We start from the raw sequence: 11134 nt of genomic DNA on the forward strand, positions 1-11134 counted from the left end.
ATTAAAATCCTAAACCACCTGTAAACTTAGACATGCTAGCCTGGCTTACCTCATCAACCTTACGAAGTGCCTCATTGGCTGCTGCCATAACAAGATCCTCAAGCATCTCAACATCATCTGGATCAACTGCTTCTGGATCAATTTTAATCTTTGTGATTTCTTTCTTACCAGAAACTGTAACCTCAACAACTCCGCCGCCAGCTGTACCTGTCATCTCAGCCTCTTCAAGCTGTGCCTGAGCCTCTTCCATCTGACGCTGCATACGCTGTGCCTGCTTCATAAGCTGACTCATATTACCTGGCATTCCACCACCTGGAAATCCGCCTCTACCTTTTCCCATTTTTGTTACCTCCGTAAATATAAAATCTAACAATCAAATAATTGCTATTCTTCTTGTTCTATTTCAATGCCTACATTTGCAAAGAAATCTCTAACGTCTGTCTTGGTGTTCTGGGAGCTAATTCCACTTGAATTAATCTCAACCTTAACCACTACTTTCTTTTGAATCATAGATTCAATTGCCTGTTCTATCTCATCAATCACCTCAGGTCTGTTTACGAAATCTCCTGCGATTCGCTCCGAGCCCTGTGGCTGATCGAATATCAGAAGAAGCTCTCCGCTCTCATTGACTGTGACGGTGCTCACTTCCTTAAGATACATCTTGATATTAGGTGGCATCTTGCCAAGTACTGAACTCCAGCGAGCTGATACTTGCTTGACCTCCTCAGGAACAGCAGCTGGAAGTGGCTCCTTTTTCACTGGCGCCGCTGCTACACTGGGTGTAGCTCCCGCATCTCCTACAGGGGCTGCCATAACAACTGGCACACCTGATTCCACCTTCTTTTCTAAGTTGGCCATTCTATTAAGAAGTGCCGACATATCCTGCTCCATCTCAGGCTTGCAAAGCTTGATAAGAGCAATCTCTATTAAAACTCTCTTTTGGCTTGCGAATTTAATGTCGTTAGAAAGTACAGACAGGACTTGAATGTATCTCATTAACGCTTCTGTGTCAACCATCTGGGCTTCCTCTTTAAGAAGTGCCAGATTCTCGGAAGACATCTCAAGGGCATCTTCCATATCATCTGAACTCTTGAGCAACATAAGATTTCGCAAATACCAAGTGAAGTCATTTACAAATTTATTCAGGTCTCGACCCTGATTAATGATATCCTCGAGAATGCTAATAGCACCTGTTATCTGACCATTAACAATGCTACGTATCAGACGAGAAAATACCTCGGTATCAATGGCCCCAAGGACCTTCAGTACATTATCGTAAGTAAGGGTCTGACCCATGTAAAATGCAATACACTGCTCCATAAGACTAAGGGCATCACGCATGGAACCGTCTCCGGCCTTGGCAATATAGCGGATTGCCTTGTCCTCTACCTCTATGCCCTCCTGATTCATCAAATCAGTAAGACGAGCAGCGATAATATCAATTGAAATACGATGGAAATCATATCTCTGGCAGCGGCTTCGTATTGTAATCTGAAGCCTGTCTACCTCAGTAGTTGCAAGAATGAAAACTACATAAGAAGGAGGCTCTTCCAAAGTCTTAAGCAGCGCATTCTCTGCTGCATCAGTAAGCATATGAGCCTCATCAATAATATATACTTTGTATTTACCTTCTGTTGGCTGGTACTGAACCTCTTCACGAATAGTACGAATGTCGTCTACACCGTTGTTAGAAGCAGCATCCATCTCAATAACATTCATGGATGTACCATCAGTGATAGCCTTGCACATAGCGCATTCCATACATGGAGAACCGTCCTCGTTAGGATTCTCGCAATTGATGGCGCGAGCTAGGATTTTGGCTACTGTGGTCTTACCAGTACCTCGTGTACCTGTAAATAGGTATGCATGTCCTATACGGTCATTTTTTATTTGGTTTTGAAGTGTTTTAACAATGTGGTCCTGACCCTTAACATCGTCAAATGTCTGTGGTCTGAACTTTCGATATAATGCCATATAGGACATAACAATTACCTACCCTAAATTATTCTAAAATTAGTCACCGAAGCTAATGCCTATTCTCTTAGCTTCCTGAATCATCTGGCAATCTGGCTCAACCATCTTGAGCTTGCCAGCTACCTTTTCAAGAGGAACTCTCTTAGTCTTGCCATCAACCATAGCAATCATGTTGCCGTAATCACCATCCATGATAGCCTGAGCTGCTGCAGAACCAAGTCGAGTACAAAGAACTCTATCATATGGATCTGGGCTACCGCCTCGCTGCATGTGACCAGGAACTGTAACTCTGGCCTCAATGCCTGTCTCCTTCTGAATTCTATCTGCGATTTCATAGGAAACTGATGGGAACTTTGAGGTCTCAAGCTTTTTCTTATATTCCTTCTTAGAGAGCTTGGCGTCTTCCTTGGAAATAGCACCCTCGGCAACTGCCAAAATGGTAAATCCCTTGCCCTCTTCTGCACGACGATTGATAGCCTTAATTACCTTTTTAATATCATAAGGAATCTCTGGAAGGAGGATAATGTCTGCACCTGATGCAACACCTGCATAAAGTGTGAGCCAGCCTACCTTGTGTCCCATAACCTCTACAATAAATACGCGGCTATGAGAAGACGCTGTTGTATGAATACAATCGATAGTGTTACAAGCGATATCAATGGCACTCTGGAATCCAAATGTAAAATCTGTACCGTAGATATCATTGTCGATTGTCTTTGGCAGATGAATGATGTTAAGGCCCTCTTCTCTAAGGAGATTGGCTGTCTTTTGTGTGCCATTACCTCCAAGGATAACAAGACACTGAAGATTCAACTTGTAGTAGTTGGACTTCATAGCCTCTACCTTATCAAGACCATTTTCATCTGGCTCTCTCATGAGCTTAAATGGCTGACGGCTAGAACCAAGAATTGTACCACCTCTTGTAAGGATTCCTGAAAAATCCTGATTAGTAAGGAGTCTGTAATCCCCGTAAATAAGACCCTTGTAGCCGTTGAAGAATCCGTAAACTTCCAAATCCTTAACATTTGCAGCTAAGCCCTTAACTACTCCACGCATAGCTGCGTTAAGAGCCTGACAATCACCACCACTAGTAAGCATTCCGATTCTAAACATAGTCTCTTCTCCTTCCTCCTAGTAACCCCTAATTAATTATTTACTTTCCTCTATAACTCGTCTTACATAATTGTATATTCTCTCTGTAGAAGCGATAGAAAGGCGCTCCTTTGGAGTATGAATATCGTACATCTCTGGTCCAATTGAAACTGCATCAAGTCCAGGAAGCTTTGATGCTAAAAGACCGCACTCAACACCTGCATGAATAGTCTCAACTACTGCATCCTGACCTGTAACTTCCTTGTAAATCTTAACTGCTTCATCTCTAAAAGCTGAGACTCTCAAGTACTCCCATGCTGGATACTGGCCATGAGCTGAAACATCACAACCGTATGCCTTAGCAACCATGGAAACCTTTCTCATAAGAGCCTTCTTAGCACTGTCTACTGAGCTTCTAAGAGCGCTTGCAAATAAAAGATGATCCTCATTAAGCTTTAAAATACCTAGATTAAGAGAAGTCTCAACAAGACCCTCAATATCATGGCTCATTGCCTGAATTCCATCTGGCATAGATAATAAAAGCTCAACAATACGTTTAGAGTCTGCGGCACTTACACCATCAACTGTCACATCACCCTCATTCTTAAACTCGATTTTCATATCAGGATCTGTGATAGCAAATTCATTTTTAATTGCAGCTGCCTCTGCTTCCATCGCCTTAACAGCCTCATCAGAAGCAATTACCTTAAATGATGTAGCACGTGGGATGGCATTATCCTTTGTACCACCAACAAAATCTACAAGATTAATATCAGAAACCTCAACTGCTGCAGCTAAAAGTCTATTAGCCATAAATGAAGCGTTGGCTCTGCCCTTATTAATCTCTGCACCTGAGTGACCACCAGTGCAGTCCTTAACATCTACTGAAACTAATGACCCCTTAACTGACTCTTTTACAAATGGATACTTAATCTCCATTCTGCATCCACCTGCACAACCAGCTAAGAATTGTCCTTCCATTTCATTGTCGAGATTAAGAAGCTTACGACCTTTGAGCATTGAAACATCAATAGCGGCCGCTCCTTCCATTCCAACCTCTTCTGAAACGGTAATAACTGCCTCTAGGCGTGGGTGTTTAAGCTGGTCATCCTCAAGAATTGCAAGAATCATAGCTACTGCAATTCCATCATCACCGCCAAGTGTTGTGCCCTTAGCTGTAACGAATCCATCAACGATTTCTAAATCAAGACCCTCTGTGAGCATGTCCTTCTTGCAATCAGGCTCCTGCTCAGCCACCATATCCATGTGACCCTGAAGAATAAGTGGAGCTGCATTCTCCATTCCCTCAGATGCCTCTTTAATCATAATTACATTGTATAAATCATCCTGGTAATACTCCAAGTTGTGAGCCTTAGCGAAATCTACTAGATATGCGCTAATTTTCTCCTCGTGGTAACTAGGATGTGGGATACTACAAATCTCCTCAAAATAATGAAATACTCTCTCTGGCTTACAATTGCTTAATACTGCCATTTTTTAATAAATCTCCTAACTATTAATTATTTATCGCACCCCTCTAAGATGCTTACTCAGTTTTACCCATAAAAACCTATCTTTACTATAACATTTTAAAGACCTAAATTCTATCGAACTTAGGTCTTTAATTTAATACCTTTTAATTTGGTCATCCTCGTCTGTAGATGAATTATCTATGTTCCTAATCTCTACTTCGTAGGAATAATCGTCATTAACTTTTACCATTACCTTGTCGCCTACGTGCTTGCCTCTAATTGCTGCACCTAGAGGCGACTCTATTGAAATAAGTCCCTTCAGAGAATTGCCTCTGATAGATGTGACTAGCTTATAAGTCTCCTCCACATCATCCTCTGGAATGTAAATGGTAACTGTGTTGTTAATTCCCACCTCATCCTCGGCACTGGAATCATCTACAACCTCTGCAAATTTAAGCATCTTCTCCAAATATCTGATACGGCTGTCATTCATATTTTTAGCACGCTTTGCCTCATGATACTCAAAGTTCTCAGATAAATCGCCCTGCGCTCTTGTCTCCTTAACCTCTTCTAGAAGCTTTGGTCTGATAACCAGCTTTCTCTCATCTATTTCTGCCTGTATTTTTTCTATATCACCTTTGGTTAATCTCTCGCCCATAACTACCTCCAAAATTATTTTCAGTATTTATATAGTTTAGCACATAAAATCCATAGTAAAAAGCACCCTACAATTAGGGTGCTTTCATGTTGAAGGGGGTTATGATAATTGGCTCACAACATCCATTTTTCTAACTCGTGTAAATGAGCTTTCAACAGCAACTGTTGTGGCCAATATTACAAACAATAAGATAAAAATAATATTAGATGGTGAAATCTCCCAAGTTGCATATTCGAAATGAGAGCCAATCAAGCTATCGAATATTGCTTTTGAAAGTAGAAGTCCTAACCCACTTCCAAAAATCAGCCCTATAATTGAATATACACAGGCCTCACCAATAATCACCTTTTTAATCTGTCTCAATTCCATTCCAATTCCACGCATCATTCCATAGCGCTTGAACTGAGAAGTGACGCTGACAGATATTGCATTTATGATATTCAGCATGGCAACAAGGGCTATGATGACAATAAAGCTATATACGAAGAATGTGAAAATCCAGTAGGTGCTGGCTGTATTATATTCTCGATTATCCTCTACCAGATATTGCTCAGGTATTTTTTTTATTATGCTCTTAACCTGGCCTTCTGAAATGGATTCTTCCAGCTGAACCAATACTGTTGAATAGCCTACCTCTCCCATCAATTCTTCAAATGTATCGTTTGATACAATCAATGTTCGTTTCCCATGGGTCATGCCATCTGCTGTATAAATGTCCTGCTTTAAAAGTCCAACTACCTCTATTGGGTAATCATTTATATCAAGCTCATCCCCAACAGTAAAATCTACTGTCTTGTCCCATGTTGAAAGGGCTAAGAAACTATTTCCTTTGATCTTGTCCACATCAACATTATTTTTTAGGAAACCATCTTTTTTTAATGATTCCAAATCAAAATCGCTATCTGCAACGATATCAATAAGCTCTGTACTAGTTCCATTGACAGTTGCTTGCACATCAAATGCATTGTTTCTGGCATATACTCTTTTAACTCCTCCAATACGCTCTAGAGAAGAAACTAGGCCTGGGTCAATAAGTGCGCCTTCTTCTGCTGCAATTATCTTTAGATCCTCTGTGTTAGAAAGCTGGGGCATGATGTAATTTACAAACTGCACCAGTGTTGAAAAAGCTAAAAACAAAATAATGCTTAATGCAAAGGAAGACACCAAAAGAAACAGATTCTTCTTGGAATTAAAAGCATGATTCATTCCTAAAACTGTGTCTATACCTACATGCTTTGCCTGTAATAGGCTACTGCTAACACTGGTATCCTGGTCTGATACTGCAATTATAGGATTCACCGAAGATGCCTTTTTGGCAGGAGCCTGCGCTGCCAATACAACACTGATTAGCCCAACACATGCTCCAAAGAATATGGAAATAATGCTAATTCTATTTGTTTGGATGTCGGCAAATTCTCCTGCTATTCCATATTTCATTACTAGGCAAAGTACCCATGTAGTAAAAATACCAAGAACATTTCCCAAAGCAATGGACAACTTACACCAACTCAGCGCCTCTCTTCTAACATATTTTTTTATTTGCTTTTTAGTCATACCAATACAGCGCATAAGTCCATAAAACTTTGTTCTCTGGGCTATATTGCTATTGATACTGCTAGCTATCATTAACACGCTTGCTATTAAAACTAAAAGAAATAAAACAAAGGCAACTATTAAATATAACTGCACTCCCGCGTTGTCCATTAATGATGTGATTATTCCTGAGTCATGCTTTTCAATTAATCGAGATGCTTCCATTCGAATTGCCATCTCTGCCAAACCAAATATTGCTGTCACAAGAAATACTGAAAGCACTATGCATAGACGTACCAACCGTGTGGTCTTTTTGTTTACTTTATTTGAGATACCTATTAAATCTAAATAACTTTTCATAATCTACCCCACTTTTGAAATGACTCCGTCCTGTACGTTATATATCTCGTCTGCTGATCTAGCAATAGCATTGCTGTGGGTAATCATGATAATTGTCTGTTGATAATTACTTGCTGCAGTCTTGAGCAAGTTGATAACTTCCTTGGTATTTGTAGAATCCAAATTGCCAGTTGGCTCATCTGCCAAAATAATTGCAGGCTTTGTAATCAAGGCTCTACCAATCGCTACTCGCTGACGCTGACCACCTGAAAGTTTTGACGGAAGATGGTTGCGACGCTCATCTAACTTTAAAATCTTAAGTATATCTTCCAGATATCCCCTATCTATTTTTTTGCCATCTAGCAATAGCGGGAAAATAATATTCTGCTCCACTGTCAGCTCCGGAATAAGGTTGAATGCCTGAAAAATAAAACCGATTTTTCTTCTTCTAAACAACGTGCGCTTTTCCTCAGGCATAGAGTAAATATCTTTGCCCTGAATTAACACGCTGCCACTGGTAGGGTCATCCAATCCTCCTAGCATATTAAGCAAGGAGGTCTTACCTGAACCCGACTCACCTACGATTGCAACAAAGGAGCCCTTCTTAATTCCAATGTTTGCACTTTTCACGGCTCTAACAGCTATGTCTCCTTCGCCGTATGTTTTACATAGGTCTTTTGTTTCTAAGATTGTTTCCATAGTATTATTCCTCCCTATATATTTTTTATTATAGGAATTATTGTTCAGAATGCTCATAGGTGGAGTGAAATGCAATATTTTAGGAGTAAATGGAAAAACCTAGCAGCAAAACAACTACTAGGTTTTTTCTATCATCATATTATTCCTCTTTATGTAAGATCATTTATTATTTCCTTATACAGTAATCCTGATTTTGCTTCTTCCATAGAAAACACTTTATCTCCAATACTATCCTGAAGATATTTAATTGAGTCAGTATATTTAGTACTATCTAATTGATAGGTCTGGACGCCATCTCTATAATCAGTTGTAGAACCATCTATATCATTATTAGATAGCACTAAGTAAATTTTTTCCACACCATTTTTATATAAAAATCCCATCTCATATCGTAAATGTTCAATATCTACAGAAGGATTCACACATAATACTAAAATATCAACATTTGAAGCAGATAAATATGCATCAGCAAGCTTACCAAACTTATATAAGTTCATTCCATTTAATGGCCCTATTGCCCCGCCAATATTTATTAACCAAATATCCATATCTTTATTTGTTTCGTTAAGATACATATACTGATTTATCTCATAGACAATATTAGGAAACTTTATTTCCTGCGGGAACTCAAACACGTTCATTCCTTGGACTATTCCTAGAGGATTATTACTTATCGCCTCTACTTGCACATTATCTTTAGTTAAGCTCTTGTATAATTCATAGTGAATATCATTTTTATTGCATTCACTACAAAGGCTAGCTACAGCAATTACTGGCTTTTCCAAAATCGACAATTCATCCGATGTATAACTATCATATTTTCTAAACAACTTAGCATTTTCAACATCAATAAAATTACCTAAATAATAAATTCTTTTTTCTTTATACTTTTCCTCTAATCCCTTTGGAACACGAACATCATTGTACATTGTATTAACCAAAAAGATTGAATCAAAATTGTCTGTAACTTCATCATTATCCATACCCTTAAAGGATCCAGATTCAAAATCGAAATATGCTACCACATTAATTAATCTATTCTCTTTTAATTTTTCCAACTGCTTTTGTGGGTATAGAACTACCGCTACGTTACCATTAATTATTGGTTTATCTTCAATCTTTTCTGTTTTTGAGCTATTATTCGTAGAAAACTTTATTCCATATTTCTTATTTAATATTCTAAGATTATCTTGGACAAAATCTCCTTCCAATTCATTAGCTAATAATCCCGTAACTCTTGCTGAGGCCATACTAGATGAACTAAAATCAAATTTTTCTTCATTATCATCTATAATGTAATCTCTCATTGAAATGGAAATCGAATTATCATCCACTAACTTAATTTTTTCGCTCTGATTTTGATCTACATTCACTGATAATACTGTTCTATAATCCGCCGGAAACGATACAGTATTCCTATGAGAAGCAGCTGAAACAATAATTATATTGTTCATCAAAGCTTCTTTACATGCATCAGCTAATTCAATTGAATTCTCAGTTACTCCTAAGCTAATATTTATTAATGTAACTTGCTCTTTTATAGCTCTGTTAATTGCTGCAACTATATTCTTAATCTCTATATTTCCATCATTCCATACATTAAAATCAAAAATCTTTAATTCCTTACATTTACAATGATTAATGATTTCTTTACAGCATTCTGTTCCATGAGACTCTTTTATTGCCTTTGATTTACTTTTTACATGTCCTTTTTCTACACAAAAATGCTCCAGTTTAACATTTTCAAACTTATTATCTATTCCAGTGTCGATTAATGCTATTTTCATTTACTTTTCCTCGCTTAAACCAATGATATGTTTGCTACATAATTCTTCATATCTTTATCATTACTTACTCTTTCAAAATAGTATCCCATTTCATGTTCAACCTGTTGTCTAGCTCCTTCACAAAATTCCTCTTCATCCACTACAATATCTTTAAAGCAAACTTTACAAAATCTTGCAGCCCAGCAATTCTTACATTTATTTAGATACTTCAAGGTCACATCTATTAATCTTTCTACCTTTTTTATATCTAATCCGTTATACACATCTCCTATTTCAAAGCAATCACATGCTTCATCTACTTTTTCACATACCAAAATTTTCCCGTCTGTTGTAATAAAATTTTTTCGTATTCCAGGTATGCAAAAGCCACCTGGAAGAATCGTATCACTCGCATAATTACTGTTGAATGCATTGTAATATTTCTTCATTGCTTTCATCATAGCTTTATGCGTGAAATCATATTTTTCTACATCAATTCTTTGTCTCTTACATTCAGACTTATTATCTCTTTCAAGTACTTTCGCAAAATATTCCGTCTTGAACAAATCAACTAGTGTAACATTTTGCTTCCATAATTCATCAAATGCTTCATATAATTCTTCACTTGGTCCATTATATAAAACTGAATTATATGCCACATACTCTCTAAAGTACTTTGGATTTTTTTCATATAAATTTTTTATATTTTCCTTTACTACTTCAAAGCTCTTCTCACCATTTGGAAATACTCTGTATTTATTAAATTCTGCTGTTGGACCATCTAAACTAATTGTTATATGCACATTGTTTTCAATTAAGAAGTCAGCAATATCATCTTTTAATAGAACCGCATTTGTAACAATACTGTAGTCCGGCTGTCTAAATGGGTACTTAGACTTAACGTAGTCTATACACTCTTTTATTAACTCAAATCGTAATAATGGTTCACCACCATAAAAACCTATATGATTCAAGTCACTTTCTTCAGAACTATTCATGTATAAATCAATTGCTGCCATTGCCACTGCTTTCGGCATTTGTTTTAGTCTATATTCTTTATCTAAATACTTCGCCATGTAGCCACAATATTCGCATCTTAAATTGCACTGTTCAGTTAGAGCTAATGTAATACTTTTCACCTTACTTTTATACATTTCATTTAACTCTTCGAACTCGTATGGATATTGTATTTTAAACTCAGCTGGTTTATTGATATCTCTAAAACCATTTTCTTCTATAAAACTTTTATATTCCTTCTCATTATCCAAAATATCTTCTGAAGGAAGGTTCGTGAAATCATCATTTAAGGCATCATATAGATATACATTATTTTTTGTTTTAATAACCTTTGATAAATACATTTAATTTTCTCTCCTCCTGGTAAATAAATGCTGTTGATTATAAAAAAACCTACTACTTTAACATTAATTTTTTAGTCTTCTATTATATTTTTAAAAATTAAAGGAACATTCCGATGTAGCCACTTCCTACGGCTGAAACTGGCTTGCCCTCACATCCGCAGTGGCATCCTAATACTCTAACTGTTGCATTGTTCTTCTTGTTAATCTTCTTTAAATTCATCTTCTTTGTCATAATTTTAT

General features: G+C 37.3%; 10 protein-coding genes. All 10 read right to left on the bottom strand.

The genetic code is table 11. The features are described from left to right. Nucleotide 1 precedes the first annotated feature (1 nt). The gene (locus BLP50_RS06850; RefSeq protein WP_090152981.1) at nt 2-340 is read right to left on the bottom strand and encodes a YbaB/EbfC family nucleoid-associated protein; all 339 of its coding nucleotides are present in this window, start codon (nt 338-340) and stop codon (nt 2-4) included. 44 nt (nt 341-384) lie between these two features. Next, entirely contained in the window at nt 385-1983 is a 1599-nt protein-coding gene (gene dnaX, locus BLP50_RS06855; protein WP_090152983.1) for a DNA polymerase III subunit gamma/tau, read from the bottom strand. Between the two features lie 30 nt (nt 1984-2013). After that, nucleotides 2014-3087 (bottom strand): 6-phosphofructokinase, encoded by a 1074-nt coding sequence (locus tag BLP50_RS06860; RefSeq protein WP_090152986.1) that lies wholly within the window; start codon nt 3085-3087, stop codon nt 2014-2016. A 36-nt stretch (nt 3088-3123) separates the two neighbouring features. Further along, the gene (locus BLP50_RS06865; RefSeq protein WP_090152988.1) at nt 3124-4560 is read right to left on the bottom strand and encodes an aminoacyl-histidine dipeptidase; all 1437 of its coding nucleotides are present in this window, start codon (nt 4558-4560) and stop codon (nt 3124-3126) included. Between the two features lie 132 nt (nt 4561-4692). Then, on the bottom strand, nt 4693-5196 hold the full coding sequence (locus BLP50_RS06870; protein WP_090152991.1) for a GreA/GreB family elongation factor: 504 nt from the start codon (nt 5194-5196) through the stop codon (nt 4693-4695). 99 nt (nt 5197-5295) lie between these two features. Further along, the gene (locus BLP50_RS06875) at nt 5296-7089 is read right to left on the bottom strand and encodes an ABC transporter permease (protein WP_090152994.1); all 1794 of its coding nucleotides are present in this window, start codon (nt 7087-7089) and stop codon (nt 5296-5298) included. Between the two features lie 3 nt (nt 7090-7092). Continuing rightward, nucleotides 7093-7767: an ABC transporter ATP-binding protein gene (locus tag BLP50_RS06880; RefSeq protein ID WP_090152997.1), complete on the bottom strand. Its 675-nt coding sequence runs from the start codon at nt 7765-7767 to the stop codon at nt 7093-7095. A gap of 149 nt (nt 7768-7916) precedes the next feature. After that, nucleotides 7917-9554, bottom strand: coding sequence for a S8 family serine peptidase (locus BLP50_RS06885; RefSeq protein WP_090153000.1), 1638 nt, complete (start codon nt 9552-9554; stop codon nt 7917-7919). A 14-nt stretch (nt 9555-9568) separates the two neighbouring features. Beyond that, complete coding sequence (locus BLP50_RS06890; protein WP_090153002.1) at nt 9569-10894, bottom strand: lachnocin radical SAM maturase; 1326 nt, start codon at nt 10892-10894, stop codon at nt 9569-9571. 97 nt (nt 10895-10991) lie between these two features. Beyond that, a complete protein-coding gene (locus tag BLP50_RS14450; protein WP_207645738.1) occupies nt 10992-11126 on the bottom strand; it encodes a lachnocin family radical SAM-modified peptide in 135 nt (44 codons plus the stop codon). Nucleotides 11127-11134 lie beyond the last annotated feature (8 nt).

The sequence above is a fragment of the Pseudobutyrivibrio sp. AR14 genome (genome assembly GCF_900101325.1).
In the GTDB taxonomy this organism is placed as follows: domain Bacteria; phylum Bacillota; class Clostridia; order Lachnospirales; family Lachnospiraceae; genus Pseudobutyrivibrio.

Excerpts from the sequence above, each read along its gene's own strand:
- BLP50_RS06870 (WP_090152991.1), bottom strand. The coding sequence starts at position 5,196 with ATGGGCGAGAGATTAACCAAAGGTGATATAGAAAAAATACAGGCAGAA.
- BLP50_RS06860 (WP_090152986.1), bottom strand. The coding sequence starts at position 3,087 with ATGTTTAGAATCGGAATGCTTACTAGTGGTGGTGATTGTCAGGCTCTT.
- BLP50_RS06875 (WP_090152994.1), bottom strand. The coding sequence starts at position 7,089 with ATGAAAAGTTATTTAGATTTAATAGGTATCTCAAATAAAGTAAACAAA.
- BLP50_RS06885 (WP_090153000.1), bottom strand. The coding sequence starts at position 9,554 with ATGAAAATAGCATTAATCGACACTGGAATAGATAATAAGTTTGAAAAT.
- BLP50_RS14450 (WP_207645738.1), bottom strand. The coding sequence starts at position 11,126 with ATGACAAAGAAGATGAATTTAAAGAAGATTAACAAGAAGAACAATGCA.
- BLP50_RS06880 (WP_090152997.1), bottom strand. The coding sequence starts at position 7,767 with ATGGAAACAATCTTAGAAACAAAAGACCTATGTAAAACATACGGCGAA.
- BLP50_RS06890 (WP_090153002.1), bottom strand. The coding sequence starts at position 10,894 with ATGTATTTATCAAAGGTTATTAAAACAAAAAATAATGTATATCTATAT.
- BLP50_RS06850 (WP_090152981.1), bottom strand. The coding sequence starts at position 340 with ATGGGAAAAGGTAGAGGCGGATTTCCAGGTGGTGGAATGCCAGGTAAT.
- dnaX (WP_090152983.1), bottom strand. The coding sequence starts at position 1,983 with ATGTCCTATATGGCATTATATCGAAAGTTCAGACCACAGACATTTGAC.
- BLP50_RS06865 (WP_090152988.1), bottom strand. The coding sequence starts at position 4,560 with ATGGCAGTATTAAGCAATTGTAAGCCAGAGAGAGTATTTCATTATTTT.